16 protein-coding genes and 1 tRNA gene are annotated in these 22,322 nt (G+C 64.8%); 10 read left to right on the plus strand and 7 right to left on the minus strand.

Annotated elements, in window-relative coordinates:
- The first annotated feature begins 176 nt into the window (after nt 1-176).
- Nucleotides 177-1,619: a helix-turn-helix domain-containing protein gene (locus tag GGR00_RS20645; RefSeq protein WP_055978029.1), complete on the plus strand. Its 1,443-nt coding sequence runs from the start codon at nt 177-179 to the stop codon at nt 1,617-1,619.
- An 11-nt stretch (nt 1,620-1,630) separates the two neighbouring features.
- Here GGR00_RS20645 and GGR00_RS20650 read toward each other — a convergent pair whose 3' ends face one another.
- The 3 genes from GGR00_RS20650 to GGR00_RS20660 form a co-directional block, all read right to left on the minus strand.
- Nucleotides 1,631-3,691 carry a putative bifunctional diguanylate cyclase/phosphodiesterase gene (locus GGR00_RS20650; RefSeq protein WP_184700763.1) on the minus strand — a complete coding sequence of 687 codons (2,061 nt, stop codon included), beginning with the start codon at nt 3,689-3,691 and terminating at the stop codon, nt 1,631-1,633.
- Nucleotides 3,692-3,834: 143 nt separating this feature from the next.
- Nucleotides 3,835-5,049 (minus strand): MFS transporter, encoded by a 1,215-nt coding sequence (locus tag GGR00_RS20655; RefSeq protein ID WP_184700765.1) that lies wholly within the window; start codon nt 5,047-5,049, stop codon nt 3,835-3,837.
- A complete protein-coding gene (locus tag GGR00_RS20660; RefSeq protein ID WP_184700767.1) occupies nt 5,046-5,594 on the minus strand; it encodes an NADPH-dependent FMN reductase in 549 nt (182 codons plus the stop codon). Before GGR00_RS20660 ends, GGR00_RS20655 begins: the two co-directional genes overlap by 4 nt.
- 227 nt (nt 5,595-5,821) lie before the next feature.
- On the opposite strand from GGR00_RS20660, the gene GGR00_RS20665 reads away from it, so the two are divergent.
- From GGR00_RS20665 to GGR00_RS20685, 5 genes are all read left to right on the plus strand, one after another.
- Entirely contained in the window at nt 5,822-6,772 is a 951-nt protein-coding gene (locus tag GGR00_RS20665; protein WP_055978036.1) for a DMT family transporter, read from the plus strand.
- Nucleotides 6,773-7,011: 239 nt separating this feature from the next.
- A complete protein-coding gene (locus tag GGR00_RS20670) occupies nt 7,012-8,118 on the plus strand; it encodes a polyamine ABC transporter substrate-binding protein (protein WP_055978038.1) in 1,107 nt (368 codons plus the stop codon).
- Between the two features lie 68 nt (nt 8,119-8,186).
- Nucleotides 8,187-9,326 (plus strand): ABC transporter ATP-binding protein, encoded by a 1,140-nt coding sequence (locus GGR00_RS20675; RefSeq protein WP_055978040.1) that lies wholly within the window; start codon nt 8,187-8,189, stop codon nt 9,324-9,326.
- Between the two features lie 8 nt (nt 9,327-9,334).
- Entirely contained in the window at nt 9,335-10,246 is a 912-nt protein-coding gene (locus GGR00_RS20680; RefSeq protein ID WP_055978043.1) for an ABC transporter permease subunit, read from the plus strand.
- Nucleotide 10,247: 1 nt separating this feature from the next.
- Nucleotides 10,248-11,066 carry an ABC transporter permease gene (locus GGR00_RS20685; RefSeq protein WP_055978045.1) on the plus strand — a complete coding sequence of 273 codons (819 nt, stop codon included), beginning with the start codon at nt 10,248-10,250 and terminating at the stop codon, nt 11,064-11,066.
- A gap of 42 nt (nt 11,067-11,108) precedes the next feature.
- On the opposite strand, the gene GGR00_RS20690 is transcribed toward GGR00_RS20685, so the two are convergent.
- Nucleotides 11,109-11,456 carry a hypothetical protein gene (locus tag GGR00_RS20690; RefSeq protein ID WP_156381297.1) on the minus strand — a complete coding sequence of 116 codons (348 nt, stop codon included), beginning with the start codon at nt 11,454-11,456 and terminating at the stop codon, nt 11,109-11,111.
- Between the two features lie 362 nt (nt 11,457-11,818).
- Here GGR00_RS20690 and GGR00_RS20695 point away from each other — a divergent pair, with 362 nt between their 5' ends.
- Nucleotides 11,819-12,130, plus strand: coding sequence for a hypothetical protein (locus GGR00_RS20695; protein WP_055978048.1), 312 nt, complete (start codon nt 11,819-11,821; stop codon nt 12,128-12,130).
- Between the two features lie 237 nt (nt 12,131-12,367).
- On the opposite strand, the gene GGR00_RS20700 is transcribed toward GGR00_RS20695, so the two are convergent.
- Nucleotides 12,368-12,444 (minus strand) — tRNA-His (locus GGR00_RS20700).
- 260 nt (nt 12,445-12,704) lie between these two features.
- Entirely contained in the window at nt 12,705-13,163 is a 459-nt protein-coding gene (locus GGR00_RS20705; protein WP_055978059.1) for a phasin, read from the minus strand.
- Nucleotides 13,164-13,405: 242 nt separating this feature from the next.
- Here GGR00_RS20705 and GGR00_RS20710 point away from each other — a divergent pair, with 242 nt between their 5' ends.
- From GGR00_RS20710 to GGR00_RS20720, 3 genes are all read left to right on the plus strand, one after another.
- A complete protein-coding gene (locus tag GGR00_RS20710; protein WP_184700769.1) occupies nt 13,406-16,870 on the plus strand; it encodes a PAS domain S-box protein in 3,465 nt (1,154 codons plus the stop codon).
- Nucleotides 16,871-17,120: 250 nt separating this feature from the next.
- On the plus strand, nt 17,121-18,167 hold the full coding sequence (locus GGR00_RS20715; RefSeq protein ID WP_184700771.1) for a Fe(3+) ABC transporter substrate-binding protein: 1,047 nt from the start codon (nt 17,121-17,123) through the stop codon (nt 18,165-18,167).
- Nucleotides 18,168-18,491: 324 nt separating this feature from the next.
- On the plus strand, nt 18,492-19,964 hold the full coding sequence (locus GGR00_RS20720; RefSeq protein ID WP_377863849.1) for an ABC transporter permease: 1,473 nt from the start codon (nt 18,492-18,494) through the stop codon (nt 19,962-19,964).
- 259 nt (nt 19,965-20,223) lie between these two features.
- Here the strand turns inward: GGR00_RS20720 and GGR00_RS20725 are convergent, their stop codons facing one another.
- The gene (locus GGR00_RS20725) at nt 20,224-22,182 is read right to left on the minus strand and encodes an acetoacetate--CoA ligase (protein ID WP_184700773.1); all 1,959 of its coding nucleotides are present in this window, start codon (nt 22,180-22,182) and stop codon (nt 20,224-20,226) included.
- Nucleotides 22,183-22,322 lie beyond the last annotated feature (140 nt).

A 22,322-nucleotide genomic window follows, 5' to 3' on the forward strand; every position in this document is an offset into this window, starting at 1 on the left:
ATGTGACTTGTTTTACATTCCAGCGCCAAAGCGGCCAGAAAATTCAACAATTTGCGGCCGACTTTAGGGAAAACCTGTATTGTGTTTGACAGATGGTCGCTGTAAAATTGTAAAAAATGTAAAAGGATGGGTAGGGCCAAACCCCTACTTTCGTTGTAAAAATAGTGTAAAAGCCGATGGCCGAGCAGAAAATCTTCGCCGGACCGCGCATCCGGCGCATCCGCAACCAGAAGGGCCTGACCCAGACGGCGATGGCCGAGGGGCTGGGTATTTCGCCGTCCTACCTCAACCTCATCGAGCGCAATCAGCGTCCGCTGACCGTCCAGCTCATTCTCAAGCTTGCCTCCGTCTACAAGGTCGATCCCGACGAGTTGCAGGGCGAGGCGCGGGGCTCGATCGCCGTCCTGCGCGAGGTCTTCGCCGATCCGCTTCTGGCTGGCGAGCTGCCGGGCGACCAGGAGCTTGTCGAGATCGCCGAGGCCGCGCCCAATGCGGCGGCGGCGGTGATCAAGCTGTTCCGTGCCTATCGCGAGCAGGCCGAGCGCCTGTCCGACCTGACCGAGCTTCTGGCGCGCGAGGGCCACACCACCGCCCTGTCGGGCGCGCGCCTGCCGATCGACGAAGTTCACGAGGTCTTCGAGCGCCGGCCCAACCATGTCGCCTCGCTGGAGGAGGAGGCCGAGGCCTTCACCTCGCTGCTCGACCCTGGCGACGACCTGTTCGGCGCCTTGAAGGGCTGGCTTCGGCGCGAGCACGGCATCGTCGTCAAGGTGCTGCCGGTCGCCACAATGCCCAACTGGCGCCGCCGCTATGACCGCCATTCGCAGCGCCTGTTTCTGTCCGAACGCCTGTCGCCGTTCGACCAGCTGCGCGAGGTGGCGATGGAGGCCAGCCTGATCCGAATGCAGGTGGCGGTCGCAGCCGAGCTGCAGTCACTGAAGCTCACCTCCGACGAGGCCCGGCGGCTCGCCCGCTTCGAGCTTGGCCGCTATGCGGCACATGCGTTGATGATGCCCTACCAGGCGTTCCACTCGGCCGCCCAGCGCGCCCGCTACGATGTCGACGTGCTGCGTTCGCGCTTCGGCGTGTCGTTCGAGCAGGCCGCCAACCGGCTGACCATGCTGCAGCGGCAGGGCGCCTCGTCGGTGCCGTTCTTCATGCTCGAGGTCGACAACGCCGGCAACCGCTTCCGCAAGGCCGGCGCGCAAGGGTTTCCGCAAAGCCGCTTCGGCGGCGGCTGTCCGAAGCTGCCGGTCCACGCCGCCTTCACCCAACCCGGCCAGATCTTCGTCGAGGCCGTCGAGATGCCCGACGGCGCCGAGTTTCTGTGCGTCGCCCGCACGCTGGAAGGCCCGCAAGGCGCCTTCAGCGAACGCCCGCGCCGCACGGCGATCCTGCTAGGCTGCGACATCGCCTTCCGCGACGAGATCGTCTATGGCGCAGCCTTGCCGGCCCAGGCCGTCGGCGCCAAGCCGGGCGCTGTGGCGGCGACGCCGATCGGGCCTGCGTGCCGGCTTTGCGAACGCTCGGGCTGCCTGTCGCGCGCCGAGCCGCCGATCACCAGGCCGCTCGGCCTCGACGAGATGGTGACCGGCCTGTCAGCCTTCGATTTTCAATAGGCGGCGCGGCGTCAGGCCGTCAGCTTGGCAAGCGCCTCGGCGTCGTCCTCCTGCCAGGTCCCGGACAGGGCGAGGGCGTGGGCAGTGGATGAATCCACAGGGCGTCCGTAGAGGAAGCCCTGCGCTTCGTCGCAGCGGCGGTCCTTCAGGAACGCCGCCTGGAAATCAGTCTCCACGCCTTCGGCAAGCACCGGGATCGACAGCTTGTGGCCGAGCTCGATCACTGTCTCGATGACGCTCGTCGCCTGTGCCTGGCGGCCGAGCGCATTGAGGAAGGTGCGGTCGACCTTGATCTTGTCGAAGGGGAACGAAAACAGCGTCGACAGCGACGAATAGCCGGTACCGAAATCGTCCATGGCGACGCGTACGCCCAGCGCCTTGATCTTGCGCAGCACCAGCAACGCCTGGCCGGGATTTTCGATCAGGATGGTCTCGGTGATCTCGATCTCGAGACGGGAGGCCTCGAGGCCGGTCTCGGCAAGGATTTCCGTCAGCCGCTCGGCGAAGTTCGGACGCATCAGCTGTACCGGCGACACGTTGACGGCGACGCCTGTCGGTGCCGGCCATTGCGTCGCCTCGCGGCACGCCTGTCGCAGCACCCAGTCGCCGATGTCGACGATGATGCCGGTCTGTTCGGCCACGGGAATGAAGTCGGCAGGCGAGACCTCGCCGAGTTGCGGGCTGGTCCAGCGCAGCAGCGCCTCGAAGCCGAGCAGCCGGCGCTGCTTCATCGAGATCTGCGGCTGGAACACCAGGCGCAGCGCACCCTCGGTGATCGCGCTGCGCAGGCCGATGGCGATCTGCCCGCGGCGGCGGCCGTCTTCGTCGGCGTCCGCGTCGTACCAGCACCAGCTGCCGTCCTGCAGTTTTTTGGACCGGTACATCGCCAGATCGGCGCGCATGGTCAGCTCGTCGATGCTATCGCCGTCTTTGGGATGGACCGCGATGCCGATGCTGGCGCTGGTCGAGAAGCTTGCCTTGCCGAGTTCGTTGGGGCGCGAGAAGGCGTCCGCGATGCGGGCGGCGAACTCCTCGACCTCGTTGTCCCGGCTGAAGGATTTCACCGCGATGAACTCGTCGCCGCCGATGCGGGCGAAAAACTCGCCCGCGACAAGGGCCGCGCGCATCCGCGCCGTCGTCTGGGTCAGCACCGCGTCGCCGGCTGCGTGGCCGTAGACGTCGTTGATTTCCTTGAAGCGGTTGAGGTCGACGGCAATGATCGCAAGCGACGTTCCGGCGGCCTTCTTCAGCCGCAGCGGCAACTCGTCGCGAACCGCGGCCCGGTTGGGCAGGCCTGTCAGCGGGTCGTGCATGGCAAGATGCCTGTAATGCGCGACCGCGTCCTGTTCGCTCTGCTCCTCAGCTAGGTGGGTGACCGCTCCCAGCACCACCACCAGGATGGTCACGGCGACGACCAGCAGTGCCAGCACACTGTCCGACATCAGCTGGCCGGGCACGGCGACGCGCGGGTCGGGCGTGATCTGCACGGCGCCCATGGCCGAGAAATGCATCATGCCGATGCCGAGGATCAGCGCCGCAATGCCGGCAATCTGGCTTCGGCGGGTCTCGCCGCGCGCCACCCGGTTGGTGGCGACCATGCCGAGCAGGGCACCGGCAACGATCGAGAACGTCACCAGGCCGGGATCGTAGGAGACGGTGCCGGCAACGACGAAGCCGCGCATGCCGGTGAAATGCATGAGCGCTATGCCCATGCCGATCACGCCGCCGCCGAGTTCGATCGACGGGCCGCGCTCGCCGCTCGCGGCGATCATGAAGCCGGCAAGCGAGGTGACGATGGCCAGGGCCAGCGACAGCACGGTGAAATTGGGTTCGAAGCCGTGCTCCACATTGGGGATGAAGCCCAGCATCGCCAGGAAATGGGTCGTCCAGATCGTCATGCCGCCGGCGACGCCGGCCATGAACACGAAGGCTGCGTGCTTGGCGCGGCTGACGTTGCGGGCACGCGAAAACAGCCGCATCGACACCATGCTGCCGATGGAACAGATGAGCAGCGCCGCACCGACGAAGCGGTAATCGTGTTCGACAACGAGGCAGTTGAGTACGGTCAGCATGAGCGATCCCCGGGCAGGCGGCCGTTATCGGGGCTAATTCTTGCCGATCCGTTTCGCTGCACCGCAGCACGATCGAATCTGGTGAATTGACCGTGAACAAACACCCGGGCCGAGGACGCGCCTCGGTTCCGAGCCCGGACTGGTCAGCCGCGCCGCCCGAGCACCAGCGCGGCGATCGCGGCCATGACCGCTATGCCGCCGACGGCGAGCCCGGCATAGACATAAGTGCCGGCAAATCCAAACGCTGCGATCATCGGTTGGCTGACGAAGGGCGAGATGAACTGGCCGGCAAAGACGCTTGCCGTCATGCCCCCGGCGATGCGGCCGCGCATGTCGGGAGCCGCCGCTGCCATGGCGGCGGCGGCGATGTTGGGCATCATCATGCCGAGTCCCAGGCCGACCACCCCGGCCGCCGCCAGCACGTGCGCGAGCGTGTCCGCCAACCCAAGGAGGATATATCCAGCGGCCGTCAGGCCGAAGGCGAGACCGAACACGCCGGTCAGCCGGAGCCTTGCGCGCAACCGGTCATAGGACAGGGCGACGACCGCCCCCACCAGATTGCCGACGCCAATCGCCAGTCCCGCCACGGCGGGCGATCCGATGCCCATGGCGTTGAGATGGAACGGCAACTGCGTCGGCAGCAGGTAGAAGGCGATGCTGTTGATCGCCGCTGCGGCGTAGACGGCGATGACGGCCAGCCACAATGTCCCGCCGCCGCCCGGTGCGGATGCCACGGTGGCGGACGGCCTAGCCCGAACCGGCTCGTTGATGAAGGCCAGCACCGCCGGGATCAGCAGCAGCGACAGACCATAGACGGCAAAGGGCGCGCGCCAGTGCATCTCGGCCAGCAATCCGCCGCCGGTCAGGAACAACAGTCCGCCAAAGCCGACGAAGGCCGACTGGTAGCCCATGAAGCGATCGCGGGCGGGTCCGCTGAAATAGTCGCCGACAAGCGCGGTTGCGGTGGTCATGATGCCGGCCACCGCAACGCCGAGCAGCGCCCTGCCGATCAGCAGCCCCATGAGCGAATCGCTCATCAGGCCCGACATGCCGCTCAGTCCATAGAGCAGCGCGGTGACGATCAGCAGCGGCCGCCGGCCGAAGCGGTCGGCCAGCCCGCCTGCGAAAGGCGCGCACAGCACGATGAACAGCGCCGGCAGGGTGAGCACGAGCCGGGTCAGGATCTCGACATTGGCGCTGCCCGCGAAATGGCTTTCGATCGCCGGCAAGGAGGGGGCGATGGTCGCGCCCGACATGATGGTGAGCGAGCTGACCAGCAACAGGGTCGCATTGCGGCCCGCATGGCGCTCCGGCACCGGCGTCGTCGTCGCGACCTGGATCTGCTGGGCGATGGTCATGCTGCTACCTCTATGTAGGGCGTGTTGGCGCGGGCCTCGCGCAGGTTGATCGCCCACCACTGCAGGCGTGCCAGCAGGACGGCAAGCGCCCGGCGCGGTTCGCCCGGTTCGATCAGCGCGCCGCTGGCATCGAATTTCTTCGAGGCGAAGGCAAAGCTCACCGTGTCGCGTATTGCCACGACGTGGAGTTCGGCGAAGACCAGCCGCAACTGCTCGATGGCGCGCAGGCCACCTGAGATGCCGCCATAAGAGACGAAGGCAAGCGGCTTGGCCTGCCATTGGACGCTGTGGGCGTCGATCAGCGCTTTGAGGTCGGCGGTGTAGCCGTGATTGTATTCGGGCGTCACGATGATGAAGGCATCCGCATCGCCGAGACGTTCGGCGATATCGTGGCGGTTGTGGCCGAGATCGCGGGGATCGACAAGCTCGAGCGCGAAGTGGTCGTGCCGGCGGATCTCGGATGCGACCCATTTGGCCACGACGTCGCAGAAGCGGCCCTGGCGGGCGCTGCCATAGATCACGGCGAGCTTGGTCTTCGGGGGCATTTCAGCGTGGCTCCATGTTTCAATGCGGGCGTCGGAGCGCTGTCTGTAAAACCTCAAGCTTAGTTGAGGTCAAGCGCTTAATTGCCAAGCCGGGGGCTTTCTCGGATGCTCATGCGAGTGCCCTAATGAGACAGGGGCTCTGGACCTCGCCAAGCCATCGCCGCTCGGCTATCGGTGGCCAGGCGTGTGCGGTCCAATCACGCCCAGGGGAGGCGACGGACGCACGCATGAGCGAACAGGCAACGACATCGCGACCGGGCTCGACCGGCAGCTCGGGCGAGCAGCGCATTGGCGTGTTGCTCGTCTTCCTGTCGGCGCTGATGTGGAGCCTGGGCGGCGCCATTGCCCGCTTCATCGAGGCTTCCGACAGCTGGACCGTGGTGTTCTGGCGCTCGTTCTGGGCGGCTGCTTTCCTGCTGGCCTTCATGGCCTGGCGCGACGGCCTGCGCGGCACGCTGCGATTGTTCCGCGAAATGGGTATTCCCGGCCTGCTCGTGGCGATCTGCTTTGCCACCGCCTCGACCTCGTTCGTCGTGGCGCTGAGCTACACCACCGTCGCCAACATCCTTCTGATGCAGGCCGGTGTACCGCTGCTGGCGGCGCTGTTTGCCTGGATATTGTTTCGCGAACGCGTGGCCGCCGCGACATGGGTGGCGATCTTCGCGGTTATCTCGGGCGTCGCCATCATGGTCTCCGAATCGCTCGACGGCGCCGTGTCGCCCATTGGCGACGGCCTCGCCTTGCTGATCGCCGTGGCGTTCTCCATTGCCACCGTCATCACCCGCCGTTTCGCCCATGTCAGGATGACCCCCGCCACCTGCCTCGGCACCCTGATCGCCGCGATCTTTGCCGCCTCGCAGGCGTCGATGTTTGTGGTGACGCCGCGCGACATGGGTTTCCTGTTCGCTTTCGGCGCGCTCAATCTCGGCCTCGGCCTCGCCTGCTTTGCCACCGGCGCAAGGCTCATCCCGGCGGCCATTGCCGCGCTGATCGGAACGTTCGAGACGCTGCTCGGCCCGATCTGGGTCTGGCTCGTCCACGCCGAGGTGCCGTCGACCCGCACCATCGTCGGCGGCGCCGTCATCTTCTCCGCCCTGCTCGTGCATCTGACCTTGGAATTCAGGCGCCAGGCACGGCCCCAAAGGCCGGGCGTCACGGGCGTCCCCATGCCTGACTGAGCGATGGCTTGTTTGCCATTGACAATGCTACCGTCCGGCGGGCAGGCTGAGCCCCGAGGGTAACAACAACACAGGCGTATCTTGCCAGGTTCCACTGCCGGGGCTTCGGTGTCCGCAGCTGTAAATCGCCATAACGTTTGCGCCGAGCTGCGAGCCGGCGGGAGCGCGCTACCTTCATCACTCGATTTTTGTAGGATCAGGATGTGCCGGGACGGGCGCGTCCGTGAAAGGAGACTGCCATGAACCGTAGAGCGCTTTGGCTGACCGCCGCGTCAGCCTTGATCGCTGTTGTATCGACCGCATCCGCATCCAACGCCCAGGAGCGGGTCGTCAACGTCTACAACTGGTCCGATTACATCGATTCCTCGATCATCGAGGACTTCACCAAGGAGACCGGCATCAAGGTCGTCTACGACGTCTATGATTCCAACGAGATTCTCGAGACCAAGCTGCTCGCCGGCGGCAGCGGCTACGACGTGGTTGTCCCGACGGCCAGCCCGTTCATGGCGCGCCAGATCCAGGCCGGCGTCTACCAGAAGCTCGACAAGTCCAAGCTGCCGAACCTCGCCAACATGTGGGACGTCGTCAGCCAGCGCACCGCCGCCTACGATCCGGGCAACGAATACTCGGTCAACTACATGTGGGGCACGGTCGGCATCGGCTACAACGAAAAGAAGGTCAAGGAAGCGCTCGGCATCGACAAGATCGACAGCTGGGACGTGGTCTTCAATCCCGAGCAACTGGCCAAGCTCGCCGATTGCGGCGTCTACGTCCTCGATTCGCCGACCGACATCTTCCCGACGACGATGAACTATCTCGGCCTCAATCCGCAGTCGACGGCGCTCGATGACCTGAACAAGGCGGAAGAAGCCCTGCTCAAGATCAGGCCGTCGATCCGCAAGTTCCACTCGTCGGAATACATCAACGCGCTCGCCAACGGCGACATCTGCCTGGCTGTCGGCTGGTCGGGCGACGTGTTCCAGGCGCGTGACCGCGCCGCCGAGGCGGACCAGGGTGTCGTCGTCGATTACGTCGTGCCCAAGGAAGGTGCCGAGATGTGGTTCGACCAGATGGCGATTCCGGCCGACGCACAGCACGTCGCCGAAGCGCACGAGTTCATCAACTACATGATGAAGCCCGAGGTCGCGGCCAAGGCGTCCAACTATGTCTACTACGCCAACGGCAACAAGGCGGCACAGCCTCTGCTCGAAAAGGACATCATCGAGGATCCGGCGATCTATCCGGACGATGCCATGCTGGCGAAGCTGTTCACCGTCGCGCCCTACGATCCCAAGACCCAGCGCACGGTCACCCGCAGCTGGACCAAGATCGTCACGGGACAATAACGGTCCACGGCTATCCCGGCGCCTCTGGCGCCGGGATTTGGCTTCGGGGCAAGGGGACGGAGGGGACCATGAAATCGCTCGGCAACATCCGCAGGGAGTTTGCGCCCTGGAACCAGCCTGACGCCAAGCCCTACATCCAGTTCAAGAACGTCACCAAGCGTTTCGGCGACTTCACGGCCGTCAACAACCTGTCGCTGTCGATCTATGAGCGCGAGTTCTTCGCGCTGCTCGGCGCTTCGGGCTGTGGCAAGTCGACCTTGCTGCGCATGCTCGCCGGCTTCGAGGAGCCGACGTCGGGCCAGATCCTGCTCGACGGCCAGGACCTGCGCGGCATTCCGCCCTACCGGCGACCGGTCAACATGATGTTCCAGTCCTATGCGCTATTCCCGCACATGACGGTCGAGCAGAACATCGGCTTCGGTCTCAAGCAGGACGGCATGGCCAAGGCCGATATCGACACGCGCGTCGCCGAGATGCTCAAGCTGGTCAAGCTCAGCCAGTTCGCCAAGCGCAAGCCGCACCAGCTTTCGGGTGGCCAGCGCCAGCGCGTAGCGCTCGCCCGCGCCGTCGCCAAGCGGCCCAAGGTGCTGCTGCTCGACGAGCCGCTCGGCGCGCTCGACAAGAAGCTGCGCGAGGAAACCCAGTTCGAGCTGATGGACCTGCAGCAAACGCTCGGCCTGACCTTCGTCGTTGTCACCCACGACCAGGAAGAGGCCATGACCATGGCCGACCGCATCGCCATCCTCGACAAGGGCGAGGTGATGCAGGTGGCGACGCCAGCCGAGGTCTATGAGGCGCCGGGCTCGCGCTTCGTTGCCGACTTCGTCGGCAACATCAACATGTTCGAGGGCAAGGTCGCCGAGCGTGACGGCGCCGGCGCCACCATCGCCAGCGCCAATGGCGTCACGATCCGTACCGCCAATGCCGGCGACGCGCCGGCGGGAACCGAGGTGACCTTCGCCATCCGGCCAGAGAAGATCAAGGTCTCGTCGAAGAAGCCCGAGGGCGGCGACAATGTCCTGGAAGGCGAGGTCTACGACATCGCCTATCTCGGCGACATGACCATCTTCCACGTCCAGCTCGGCAATGGCCAGGTGGTCAAGGCAAGCTCGCTCAATGCGACGCGCGGCACCGAGGATCCGCTGAGCTGGGACGACAAGGCGTGGATTTCCTTCCGCAACGACGCCGGCGTCGTTCTGACGCGATAGGTGGAGATATGACGCGCGCCCTGTCCGCCATCACCAACCGCCTCGTCATCCTCGTTCCCTATCTCTGGCTGCTGTTCTTCTTCCTCATTCCGTTCGTCATCGTCTTCAAGATATCGCTGTCGACGACGGCGATCGCCATGCCGCCCTACACCCCGGTCCTTGGCCTCGCCGACGGCTTTTCGGGGCTGATGTCGCAGATCGGCGAGTTCAGCTTCGACAATTACCTGTGGCTGACCCAGGACGCGCTCTACTTCAACGCCTACGTATCGAGCGTGGTCATCGCAGCCATCTCGACGTTCCTCGCGCTGCTGGTCGGCTATCCCATCGCCTATGGCATGGCCCGCGCCCCGGCGACGATCCGGCCGACGCTTTTGATGCTGGTGATCCTGCCGTTCTGGACCAGTTTCCTGATCCGAGTCTACGCCTGGATCGGCATCCTCAAGCCCGAGGGGCTGCTCAACCAGATGCTGCTCGGCACCGGCATCATCGACCAGCCGCTGGTCATCCTCAACACCCATACGGCGATCTTCATCGGCATCGTCTACTCCTACCTGCCGTTCATGATCCTGCCGCTCTATTCGGCGCTGGAGAAGATGGACTATTCGCTGATCGAGGCGGCGCAGGACCTCGGCTGTCCGCCGATTTCGGCCTTCTGGAAGATCACGTTCCCGCTGTCGCTGCCCGGCGTCATCGCCGGATGCCTGCTGGTCTTCATCCCGGCGGTCGGCGAGTTCGTCATCCCCGACCTGCTCGGCGGCTCGCAGACGCTCATGATCGGCAAGACGTTGTGGAACGAGTTCTTCGCCAATCGCGACTGGCCGGTTTCGTCCGCGGTGGCCGTCATCCTGCTGCTTTTGCTGGTCGTGCCGATCATGTTCTTCCAGCAGGCGCAGGCGCGCGCCCAGGAAGAGGGGCGCTGACATGAACGCGAGCTGGAGCCGTTTCAACATCACCGCCATCGTGCTGGGATTTGCCTTCCTTTATCTGCCGATCGTGCTGCTGGTCATCTTCTCCTTCAACGAATCGAAGCTGGTCACCGTCTGGGGCGGGTTCTCGACCAAGTGGTATGTCTCGCTGTTCAACAATCAGGGCCTGATGGACGCCGCCTGGGTCACCATCCGCGTCGGCCTGGTCTCGGCGACCCTGGCGACCGTGCTCGGCACGCTCGCGGCCCTGGCGCTCACCCGCTACACACGCTTCCGCGGCAGGGTGCTGTTCTCGGGCATGGTGTTCGCCCCGCTGGTCATGCCCGAGGTCATCACCGGCCTGTCGCTGCTTTTGCTGTTCGTCGCCGTCGGCCTCGACCGCGGCTTCTTCACGCTCACGCTCGCCCACATCACCTTTTCGATGTGTTTCGTGGCCGTGGTGGTGCAGTCGCGGCTGGTCACCTTCGACCGCTCGCTCGAAGAGGCGGCGATGGATCTCGGCGCCCCGCCGGTCAAGACCTTCTTCCAGATCACGCTGCCGGTCATCCTGCCGGCAATCATTTCCGGCTGGATGCTGGCCTTCACGCTCTCCATCGACGATCTGGTGATCTCGAGCTTCACCTCGGGGCCGGGCGCGACCACGCTGCCGATGAAGATCTACAGCCAGGTCCGGCTCGGAGTGACGCCTGAGATCAACGCCGCCTGCACCATCCTGATCGGCATCGTCGCCATTGGCGTCATCGCCGCCTCGCTGGTCAACAAGCGTCGCGAAGTCCAGCGCCTGCGCGACGAGCAGGCCGCGCAGCGGGGGTAGGCAACGCTGTTCCCGGCGGCCCCGCGGCGGTCCTCTCCTCGCTCAGGGATTGGGGGCGGTGACGGCTCTCGGCTTGGCCACCATCTGCACCTGGCCGCTGACGGTCACGGACATGTCGCGGTCGTTTCGGTTGCTCATGTTGACGCTGCTGCTGACGCCCGTGATTTCACAGCTCTCGGCAAATGCCTCGACGACGAGTTCGCAACTGTTCTTGATCATCCGGTAGACGGACTCTACCGCCGCCTTTTGCTGCGCTTCGATGTCCTGCGACTTGTCGAACGGCATGGAAATCGTGATGTTCGATGACAAGGCGATGTACCCGTCGGGCGCGCGACCGCCTCTCATTGGCATCGTCTGCGCCCATGAAACTGCGTTCGATGCGATCAACATGGCGGCTGCGAGGTAAAATATTCTCATTTCTATCTCCAATCGAAGTCACCATAAGATGACGTGATGATCGAACGAAGGATAAAGTCCATGCTGAAGATTTTATGCATCCGGTAGATTTGGATTTGTCTTGAGTATCGATGGCAAGACGGAATTGTCGGTTGGCGGCACGGCCAACAGATCCGGACTCTTTCAGGTGAAGATGGACTCGGAACATGCGGCGGTCGCAGTCGACCGGCCGGTCCGCAAGCATCTGCTGATCTTTGGGAGAACCCGAAAAGGGTAACCTTTCCAAGGGTGTGTCGCTGGATAAGCCAAAGTCGCCGTGATAGCGTCATGGCGATCAACTTTGAGGAGTAGGGGTAATGACGCGTTTTCTCGCTACGGCTGCAGTTTTGTCTTTCGTCGCATTGGCCGCTACGGCCTGTAACACCCCGCAAGAACGTGCCGTTGGCGGCGGTGCGGTGGGTGCGGTCGGCGGCGCCCTGGTCGGCCAGGCCATCGGCGGCAACACCGGCGCAACCGTGGCGGGCGCGGTCATCGGCGGTCTCGCCGGCGCCATGATCGGCGCGGGCACCGCTCCCGGCGAATGCCGCTACCACCAGTACGACAACCGTGGCCGCCCGATGTACGACCGCAACGGCAGGCCGGTGACCTACCTGGCCCCCTGCCAGTAACAATCGCCGCGACGATACATTCGTCCTCGGAAACAAAAAAACGGCACGCTTCGACCGAGGCGCGCCGTTTTCTGTTTCGTGCGTTGCTGCCGGCTGCCCGGCGGCGATTCGTGGAAAGGGTGCGCGGTCCGAATCGTGCTGCCGGAGGGACGAGCCATTGCGAGGAAGATCGGCTGACGCGCAACGCCGGCAGGAAAACCTGGCCTGGCCGCTCGCGATGATGTCGGGAAAGGAGAATGGTACGGTTGGGTGGGCTCGAACCACCGACCTCCGGATCCACAATCCGGCGCTCTAACCAACTGAGCTACAACCGCGTGCCTTGCTCTGGCGCAGCGTCCTTACGGACAATTCCAACACATTTCAAGAGCTTTGCGAACCATCCACTGCGGCGATTTGTGCCCGCGGCGCGAAGTCGCTGAATTCAGCGGGATATCGACCCCGCAAAAAAGAAAAAGGCCGGCGGGAGGAGGTGCCGGCCTTTTCCTTTGGTGACCAGCGGGAGGAGGTGCTGGCCGCTTCGCCCGGCAGGCAGAGGGAGGAGGAACCGCCCGCCGGGTATCTTGTTCGGTCGCGATCAAGCGGCCTTGAGGTCTTTCAGCGCCTTTTCGAAGGCGGTCTTGACCGGCTTCGAGACGTCTTCGGCGGCCTTCGAGGCAACGGCCTGGAATTCCTTGGCCTGCTCGACGGTCTGCTCGACGCGGCTGCGCAGATAGGAGGTCTGCAGTTCGACGACTTCCGACAGCGACTTGGCGCCGGCGAGGGCCTCGAGGTGCGAGAAGCCGGCCTCGGCATTGCTGCGCAGGGCGGCGATCGCCTTGAGCGACAGCTCGCTGGTCACGCTGCGGGCGTTCTCATAGCTGGTCTCGATGGTCTTCTGGGCCTCTTCGGCGCCGGTCTTGAGCTTGGTGTAGGCTTCCTTGGACTGCTCGACGCCCTTTTCGGCGAAGACGCGGAACTGGTCGGTGGCCTTGGAAACGTCGAAGCTCGGCATTTCGATGGTGTCTGCGAATTCTGCGGTTTTGGTCTTGGACATTGTCTCACCCTGTGACTGGACGGGGTGGCGTCACCCGTCTCGTTTATTCGCATGTCTCATATAGGGCATTTCATTGTGCATTGCAATAAGAATGTTGCAGTGCACAATTTGCGGCCGCTGCGAGGTTAACCACGTGGCGAGAATAATCTCGCTCCATGACACCTGTTTGCTAGACCTTGGCGATGACGGCTTTTATTAACAAAGCGTTAATTACGAGAATGCGTGCCTTGCGGGTTATGTGAATGCCGTCAGCAGCCTATTCCTTCATCGACGTCGCGGTGGTCGATCGTGTCAGGCAGCGTTTCGCTGCCGGCGACGCCATTGTCGTGCTGACTGCCGACCTCGAGGACGTGGTCTGGGCCAATGGTCCGGGTGCCGCCGTGCTCGGCTATGACGACATCGATGCGGTCATCGGCGCGCCCGCGCGCCTGGGACTGGCGGCCCGCCGCCAGATCGCGGCGACCTCGGGCTTTCCTGAAATCGGCAGCGACCGCGCCATCATGGTGCGGGTGGCGTCGGGCCTGACCAGCCGCGCCGTTGCCTTCATGGCCAGTTCGGTCCGGCTGCCGGATGGCGAAACCGCGATCATGCTTGCGGTGCCGGCAGGCAAGCCTGCGAAGGACGTTGCCGCCAGCGCCATTAGCGGCTTCACCGAGCCGGGGCATTTCCTCGCCTTTGTCGACGGCCGTGGCGAAATTGAAGCGGCGACCGAAGGATTTGCCGAGCTTGGCATCGCCACCTCGACGCTTGCCGGCCTGGTCTCTGCCGTCAGCCGCGAACGCGACCGCATGATCAAGCGGGCCATTCCCGCCGCCGGCGGCTATCTGCCCGCCGGCATGGCGCGGCTTGCCGACGATCCGGCGCGGCATCTGCTTGTCGTCATCGACGAACGCGTCGAGGTCAGTGAAGACGGCCCCGTCGAGCAGACCCCGCTCGCGCCTGTGCCGGAACCTGTCCGCAGCGCCGATGCCCAGCCGATGCAGGCGACCGCCCCGGTACAGCCGCCGGCCGCCGCGCATGCCGACCACGATCATTGGTATTTCAGCCCGGAGGAACGCGAAAGCCGGGCAGGGGCCGTGGTCCGCGAAATGGCCGCGGCGCAACAGCCGCCCAAGGTTGCCGAGCCGGGCTCTGTCGCCGAACTCGTGGACAGGTCGCCGGTGGAGGCTGCCGAGGTCGCCGCACCGCCGGCGAAGCGCGCCGAGCCGCTGGCGGACCGATCGGCGGCACCGGTCCGCTTCGTCTGGCGCACCGATGCCGAGGGCCGTTTCAGCGCGATTTCGCCCGAATTCGCCGCCGTCGTCGGCGAGCATGCCGCCGATGTCATCGGCCGGCGCTTCCAGGACGTGTCGAACACCTTCGAGCTCGATCCATCGGGCGAAATCGCCGGCCTCTTGCAGCGCCGCGACACCTGGTCGGGCCGTTCGGTGCTGTGGCCCGTCGCCGGTTCCGAACAGCGAATCCCGGTCGATCTGGCAGCTTTGCCGGTCTATGGCCGCGACCGCAGTTTCGAGGGTTTCCGAGGGTTCGGCGTCGCACGCCCGGCCGAAGCCGTGATCGACCACGAGCGCATCGGCCTGGCGCTGGTGCCCAACGGCGCGCCGCTGGACGCTGCAACCGAGGCCGCGCCCGAAGCGGAAGCTCCATCATCGGCCACCGAACCGCCGGCCGTCGAGCCTGCCGGGCAATCGCAAGCCGAGGCTGGTCCATCCAACGAGCCCGCGGCAGAGGCACCGGCTCCCGCCGACCCCTTCTCCGGCGAGGTGCCGGCGCTGGAAATCGAACCGTCGCATGATCGCCGCTATACCGACAAGGTGATCCGGCTTGCCGAGCACCGGCCGGCCGCGCCGGAGGAGCCTGCCAACGGCAAGGGCCTGTCCTCCGTCGAGCGCAACGCCTTCCGCGAGATCGGCGAAAAGCTCAAGCGGGCAAGCGAGATCGTCGCTGCGCGGCAGCAGCCGACGTCCTCGGCACCGGAAGCCGAAGTGCCCGCAGCCGGCAATGGCGAAGCGGCGTCGGCGGAAATCGCCGGCTATTCCGAAGCGGCCGCCGCCGAACTTGCCGAGCATGCTGCCCCTGAAACCGCCCAGCCCGAAGAGCCGGCATCGGCCGAGGTCGTGGCGCTGTCGTCCATGAGGGCAAGCGAACCGGAGGTGCCGGGCGAACCTGCGGTCGACCGCGAGACAACCGTAAAGCCCGCGCTGCGCACCGAGGACGTCATTCCGTCATTCTCGGGCGGCCGCGACACGCCCGTCGATGCGCCGATCCTCGAGGAATTGCCGGTGCCGGTGCTCATCCATGCCGGTGATGTGCTGCACTACGCCAATGCCGAGTTTCTCGACCTGACCGGTTACGGTTCGGTCGACGAACTGGCCCGGGCCGGTGGCCTCGACGCGCTGTTCGCCGAAAGCTACGGCAATGAGCCGGGCTCGGACCATGATCTGAAGCTGAAGACCCGGGGCGGCGAGGAATTCCCGATCGAAGCCGTGCTGCGCTCGGTGCCTTGGCAGGATGGCAAGGCGCTGATGCTCGTCGTGCGCCGCATCAGCGATGATGACGACCTCGACGCCTCAGACCAGATCGCCGAGCTCGAAGAGCGCCTCGCCGAGATGCGCACCATCATCGACACCGCCACCGATGGCGTCGTGCTCATCGACCGCGATGGCGCCATCCGCTCGATCAGCCGCCCGGCCGAGGCCCTGTTCGGTTTCGATAGCGACGAGGTCACCGGCAAGCAGTTCCACTCGCTGTTCGCCATCGAGAGCCAGCGCGCCGCGCGCGACTATCTCGTCGGCCTGTCCGAGCATGGCGTGGCAAGCGTGCTCAACGACGGCCGCGAGGTCATCGGCCGCGAATCGCAGGGGCGCTTCATCCCGCTGTTCATGACCATCGGCCGGCTGCCCAACGACAGCGGCTTCTGTGCCGTCGTCCGCGACATCACCCAATGGAAGCGTGCCGAGGAGGAACTGACCCAGGCGCGCGCCCAGGCCGAGCGCTCGTCGTCGCAGAAGACCGACTTCCTCGCCCGCATCAGCCACGAGATCCGCACGCCGCTCAACGCCATCATCGGCTTCTCCGAACTGATGGTAGACGAGAAGTTCGGCCCCGTCGCCAACGACCGCTACCGCGACTATCTCCGCGACATCAACCGCTCCGGCAACCATGTGCTCGACCTGGTCAACGACCTGCTCGACATCTCCAAGATCGAGGCCGGTCAGCAGGAGATGGACTACGAGGCGGTGTCGCTCAACGATGCGCTCGCCGAGACCGTCGCCATGATGCAGCCCCAGGCCAACCGCGAGCGCGTCATCATCCGCTCCAGCTTCGCCTCGCGGCTGCCGGAAATCGTCGCCGACCGGCGCTCGATCCGCCAGATCGCGCTCAACGTCCTGTCCAATGCCGTGCGCTACACCCAGGCCGGCGGCCAGGTGATCGTTTCCACCGCCTACGAGACGTCGGGCGACATCGTCATGCGGGTACGCGACACCGGCATCGGCATGAGCCAGGCCGAGATCGAACAGGCGCTGAAACCGTTCAAGCAGATCAACTCGCTGAAGCGCGGCCGCGGCGACGGAACCGGCCTCGGCCTGCCGCTGACCAAGGCGATGGTCGAGGCCAATCGTGCCCGATTCACCATTGCCTCGACCCCGGGCGAGGGCACTCTGATCGAGGTCACCTTCCCCTCGACGAGGGTTCTTGCGGAGTAGCCTGGGCCGGGCAGGGTGCGACATTTTGTGCACATCTGCGTGATGTCGGCTGGCCGTTGTTAGAATTTGTCGAACAAGCCATTGAATCCGGTGCAAAACAGTCCAGTTTAGAACATTTCTAAACTATTGAATTTGCTGGCCTTTAAACTTGACCGCAAGTGTCACAATGGCCATAGGGAAGGGGGCCTCGCAAGCGAGGCTGCCATTTGTTCCTCGAGGGACTTTGCCCCCTTTGGCCAGGAGAGAAAAAATGAAATTTGGAAACGCCAGGTCGGCACTTGCCGGCGGCGCCCTTGCGATTGCGGCGCTCTTCACCACCTCGGCGCTCGCCGACGGCGTGGTCAACATCTACACCTATCGCCAGCCCGATCTGATCAAGCCCGTTCTCGATGCCTTCACGGCCGAGACCGGCATCAAGACCGAAGTGCTGTTCCTCGACAAGGGTCTTGAGGAGCGCATCCAGGCGGAAGGCCAGAATTCGCCTGCCGACGTCATCATGACCGTCGACATCGCCCGTCTCACTTCGGCCAAGGAAAAGGGCGTCACCCAGCCTCTGGTCGACGACGAAATCAACAAGCTGCTGCCGGCCGAGTATCGCGATCCGGAAGGCAACTGGTTCGGCGTCACCAAGCGCGCCCGCGTGATCTACGCCTCCAAGGAGCGCGTCAAGGACACGGCGATCACCTATGCCGAGCTCGCCGATCCCAAGTGGAAGGGCAAGATCTGCATGCGTTCGGGCCAGCATGACTACAACCTGGCCCTGTTCTCGGCGGCGATCGCCCATTGGGGTCCTGAGAAGACCGAAGAGTGGATGAAGGGCCTCAAGGCCAATCTCGCCAAGAAGCCCGACGGCGGCGACCGTCCGCAGGCTGGCGCCATCGCTGCCGGCGAGTGCGACATCGCCATCGGCAACACCTACTATGTCGGCCTGATGCGCAACAACGAGAAGGACCCGAAGGAAAAGGAATGGGGTAACGCCATCAACGTGCTCTTCCCGACCTTCGAGAACGGCCTGACCCACGTCAACATCTCGGGTGCAGCGCTCGCCAAGAACGCGCCGAACCGTGACAACGCCGTCAAGCTGATCCGCTTCCTGGCCAGCCACGAGGCCCAGCAGGTCTACGCCGAGAAGAACTACGAATATCCGGTCGAGCCGGGCCTCGAGCCGTCCGAGACGGTCAAGGCCTTCGGCGAGCTCAAGGCCGACACGCTGCCGCTGGTCGACATCGCCAAGGGCCGCAAGGCTGCCTCCGAAATGGTCGACCGCGTCGGCCTCGACGACGGCCCGAGCAGCTGATAGGCGGGTACATGAACTGAAGAAGAGCCGGGCCGGGCAATCGGTCCGGCTTTTCTGCATTGCTGGGGAGCGGCCTTGCCGACGACAAGCGGAACAGGTCAGGGGACTTCGGGCGGGGCGTTTGCCGCGGACGCCCGAGCCTTGCCCGTCAGGCGCCCGCGCCATCCGCTGCTCGGCACGCTGGCGCTCGCCATCGGTATCGTCGTCATCCTGCCGGTGCTGTCGCTCCTCTTCGTCGCCCTCTCCGGCACCGGCGAGGATTGGCCGCATCTGATCGAAAACGTCTTGCCCGGCGCAACCCGCACCACGCTTGCGCTGCTGGTCATGGTGGCGGTGCTGACCTCGGTTGCCGGCGTCGCCTGCGCCTGGGCGGTCGTCGCCTATGATTTTCCGTTCCGCCGCATGCTGTCCTGGGCGCTGGTCCTGCCGCTCGCCGTGCCGCCCTATCTCGCCGCCTATGCCTTCGGCGAGTTCTTCCACTACCAGGGCCCGGTGCAGAGCATGGTCCGCGCCATCTTCGGCTTCCAGACCATCCGCGACTACTGGTTCCCCGACATACGCTCCACCTGGGGCACCGCCTTCGTGCTTGCCTCGGTGCTTTATCCCTACGTCTATCTGACCACCCGCATCGTCTTCCTCATGCAGGGACGCAACATCGCCGATGTCGCGCGCACGCTCGGTGCCTCGCCGGCGCGGGTGTTCTGGCGCGTGCTTCTGCCCGTGGCGCGGCCGGCCATCGTTGCCGGCGTGGCACTGGTGCTGATGGAGAGCATCAACGACATCGGTGCCGCCGAATATTTCGGCGTCCGCACGCTGACGGTCGCCGTCTACACCACCTGGCTCAACCGCGGCAGCCTCGAAGGCGGCGCCCAGATCGCCATCCTGATGCTGGTGCTGGTCGTCCTGCTCCTCGTTGCCGAGCAATGGGCGCGCCGCCGCCAGCGCTTCCATGCCGGCCGCGGCACCCACCTCAAGGTCCACCCGCCGCGCATCGCACTCAAGGGCTGGACGCGGTTCGCCATGCCCGTCGCCGTGCTCTTGCCCATCCTCAGCGGCTTCGGCGTGCCGATCACCATCTTCGGCCAGTATGCCTCGCGCCGCCTCGAACAGTTTGCCTCGCCCGACGTCGCGCGCGCTTTCGTCAACAGCTTGATGACAGCCTCGATCACGGCCGTCGTCACCGTCGCCATCGCGCTGTTCCTGCTCAATGCCCAGCGCCTGTCGAAGACGCGCAGCATGGCGGCGATGGTGCGGCTGGCCTCTGTCGGCTATGCGCTTCCGGGCGGCATCCTCGGCCTCGGCCTGCTTTTCGTGCTCGCCCGCTTCGACAATTCGGTCGACGCCTTCGCCCGCGCCTGGCTCGGCGTCTCCACCGGCCTGCTGCTCACCGGCTCGGCTGCCGCCGTCATCCTCGCCTGCACCATCCGCTTCATCGCTCTCGCCGAGGGTGCCATCCGATCCGGCATGGAAAAGCTCCCGGGCAGCCTCGACGAGGCCGCCCGCAGTCTCGGCAAGACGCCGGCGCAGAGTGCCACCAGCGTGCTCCTGCCGCTGCTCAAGCCGGCGATCCTGACAGCCGCCGTCCTGGTGTTCGTCGACACCGTCAAGGAGCTGTCGGCGACCATCCTGCTGCGCCCCTTCGGCTTCAGCACGCTCGCCACCCATGTCTATGAAAACGCCTCGCGCGGCGTGCCGGAGGAAGGTGCCGTCGCGGCGATCGTCATCATCATCACCGCCATGGTGCCGGTGGTGCTGCTTTCCGGTGCCCTGGTGCGCGACGCCGAGGCATCGCTCTAGCTTCTCCCAGAAACGGCAAAGAAAAAGGCGCCAGATGGCGCCTTGAAAGGAGATGCTGTTTACAACGGGGACTTGAGCTAACGTGCCATCCTCGAAGACGAGGAAAGGGATTTCTCCCTTCAAGTTAGGTCCGACTATCGGGGTCGAACCTTAACAGCTCCTTACCGCGATGATGATAAGTTTACGAAAGTGTACCACTCCTGAAGTTGAGGTAAATTTGGCCTTCATCTTTCGTTAGGCATATCTCGGCCGCGCGCGCTCATTTCTGCAGCGCGGCCAACCCGCGATAGAGATCGAGCGCTTCGGGATTGGCCAGCGCCTCCTGGTTCTTGACGGCGCGGCCATGGACGATGTCGCGCACGGCGAGTTCGGTGATCTTGCCCGACTTGGTGCGCGGGATGTCGGCAACGGCAACGATGCGTGCCGGCACGTGGCGCGGGCTGGCGCCGGTCCTGATCTTGGTGCGGATGCGCTTTTCCAGCTCCTCGTCCAGCGCAACGCCAGGGGCGAGGCGCACGAACAGCACCACCCGCACGTCGTCCTGCCAGTCCTGGCCGATGCAGATCGCCTCGGCGATCTCCGGCATCTGCTCGACCTGGTTGTAGATTTCGGCGGTGCCGATGCGCACCCCGCCCGGATTGAGCGTCGCGTCCGATCGGCCATGGATGATCATGCCGCCATGCCTTGTCCATTCGGCGAAGTCGCCATGGCACCAGACATTGTCGAAGCGCTCGAAATAGGCGGCGTGGTATTTGGCCCCGTCCGGATCGTTCCAGAAGCCGATCGGCATTGCCGGGAACGCCTTGGCGCAGACCAGTTCGCCCTTTTCCTCGCGCAGCGGCTTGCCGTCGTCGTTCCAGACATCGACGGCAAGGCCGAGGCCGGCGCCCTGGATCTCGCCTGTCCACACCGGCTCGGTCGGAACGCCGAGCACGAAGCACGACACGATGTCGGTGCCGCCCGAGATCGAGGCGAGGTGGACGTCCCGCTTGATGCCGTCATAGACGAAGGCAAAGCCTTCCGGCGACAGCGGCGAGCCGGTCGACGAGATGGTGCGCACGGACGACAGGTCGTGGCTGTCGATGGGCCTGAGGCCGGCCTTGCGGACGGAATCGATGAATTTCGCCGAGGTGCCGAAATAGGACATTTCCTCGGCCTGGGCGAAGTCGAACAACACGTTGCCGTCGGGATGGAACGGCGAGCCGTCATAGAGCAGCAGCGTTGCCTCCGAGGCGAGCCCAGAGACCAGCCAGTTCCACATCATCCAGCCGCAGGTGGTGAAGTAGAAGAAGCGGTCGCCGGCTTTGAGCCCGGCATGCAGCCTGTGCTCCTTGACGTGCTGCAGCAGCGTGCCGCCGGCGGAATGGACGATGCATTTCGGGATGCCGGTCGTGCCGGAGGAAAACAGGATGTAGAGCGGGTGGGCGAAGGGCAGGGGCGTGAAGGTCACCGGCTTTGCCGCAAACGGCGCCAGCGCATCCTCCAGCGCCTCGGCCTTGGCGATGCCCGAGGCCACGTCGCTTGCAGTGCCGAGATAGTCGACGACCAGGACCTTGATGACTGTCGTCAGCTTGTCGGCGACCGCTGCGACCTTGTCGCCGACCTTGATGTGCTTGCCGGCATACCAGTAGCCGTCGGGCACGATGAAGACCTTCGGCTCGATCTGGCCGAACCGGTCGAGCACGCCCTGCTCGCCGAAATCGGGCGAGCACGACGACCACACCGCTCCGATCGAGGCCGCTGCCAGCATCGCAGCCACCGTCTCGGGCATGTTGGGCATCATCGCCGCGATCCGGTCGCCTTCCTTCACGCCGAGCGACACGAACAATTGCTGCAGCCGCGACACCAGCGCCGTCAACTCGTCCCAGGACAACCGCCGCTCGACCTTGTCCTCGCCACGGAAGACGATGGCTTCGGCGCTGCCGGTGCTCCGCAGCAGGTTCTGTGCGAAATTGAGCTTGGCATCGGGAAAGAACGCCGCGCCCGGCATCTTGTCGCCGTCGATCAGCACGCGACTGCCCTTGTCGCCGATCACGCCGCAGAAGTCCCAGACCAGGTCCCAGAACGCTTCGCGCTCGTCCACCGACCAGGCGTGCAACTCGGCATAGCTGGAAAATGCCCGCCCGGCGCGCGCCGACGCCTCGGCCATGAACGCCGTCAGCGGCGCCTCCGCGACCTGCTTTGCGGAAGGCACCCAGAGTGGCGTTTCAACGGACATCGGCATCTCTCCCAGGAAGGCATCTGGTTATGCATGTCGCACTGCAGCAGATCAAGGAAATGTCGAATAGCGCCATTGCGCTGTGCGCAAACGTCATCCGATGGCCACAAAGACTTGAAATGCCGCGTTACTCGGTTACA

This window comes from Aminobacter aganoensis (assembly GCF_014206975.1).
Classification (GTDB): Bacteria; Pseudomonadota; Alphaproteobacteria; order Rhizobiales; family Rhizobiaceae; genus Aminobacter; species Aminobacter aganoensis.

Bases quoted from the DNA above. Each gene is read 5' to 3' on its own strand.
- GGR00_RS20650 (WP_184700763.1), bottom strand. From the start codon at position 3,691: ATGCTGACCGTACTCAACTGCCTCGTTGTCGAACACGATTACCGCTTC.
- GGR00_RS20715 (WP_184700771.1), top strand. From the start codon at position 17,121: ATGAAATTTGGAAACGCCAGGTCGGCACTTGCCGGCGGCGCCCTTGCG.
- GGR00_RS20695 (WP_055978048.1), top strand. From the start codon at position 11,819: ATGACGCGTTTTCTCGCTACGGCTGCAGTTTTGTCTTTCGTCGCATTG.
- GGR00_RS20670 (WP_055978038.1), top strand. From the start codon at position 7,012: ATGAACCGTAGAGCGCTTTGGCTGACCGCCGCGTCAGCCTTGATCGCT.
- GGR00_RS20645 (WP_055978029.1), top strand. From the start codon at position 177: ATGGCCGAGCAGAAAATCTTCGCCGGACCGCGCATCCGGCGCATCCGC.
- GGR00_RS20705 (WP_055978059.1), bottom strand. From the start codon at position 13,163: ATGTCCAAGACCAAAACCGCAGAATTCGCAGACACCATCGAAATGCCG.
- GGR00_RS20690 (WP_156381297.1), bottom strand. From the start codon at position 11,456: ATGTTGATCGCATCGAACGCAGTTTCATGGGCGCAGACGATGCCAATG.
- GGR00_RS20665 (WP_055978036.1), top strand. From the start codon at position 5,822: ATGAGCGAACAGGCAACGACATCGCGACCGGGCTCGACCGGCAGCTCG.
- GGR00_RS20675 (WP_055978040.1), top strand. From the start codon at position 8,187: ATGAAATCGCTCGGCAACATCCGCAGGGAGTTTGCGCCCTGGAACCAG.
- GGR00_RS20660 (WP_184700767.1), bottom strand. From the start codon at position 5,594: ATGCCCCCGAAGACCAAGCTCGCCGTGATCTATGGCAGCGCCCGCCAG.
- GGR00_RS20720 (WP_377863849.1), top strand. From the start codon at position 18,492: ATGGTGGCGGTGCTGACCTCGGTTGCCGGCGTCGCCTGCGCCTGGGCG.
- GGR00_RS20710 (WP_184700769.1), top strand. From the start codon at position 13,406: ATGCCGTCAGCAGCCTATTCCTTCATCGACGTCGCGGTGGTCGATCGT.
- GGR00_RS20725 (WP_184700773.1), bottom strand. From the start codon at position 22,182: ATGTCCGTTGAAACGCCACTCTGGGTGCCTTCCGCAAAGCAGGTCGCG.
- GGR00_RS20680 (WP_055978043.1), top strand. From the start codon at position 9,335: ATGACGCGCGCCCTGTCCGCCATCACCAACCGCCTCGTCATCCTCGTT.
- GGR00_RS20685 (WP_055978045.1), top strand. From the start codon at position 10,248: ATGAACGCGAGCTGGAGCCGTTTCAACATCACCGCCATCGTGCTGGGA.
- GGR00_RS20655 (WP_184700765.1), bottom strand. From the start codon at position 5,049: ATGACCATCGCCCAGCAGATCCAGGTCGCGACGACGACGCCGGTGCCG.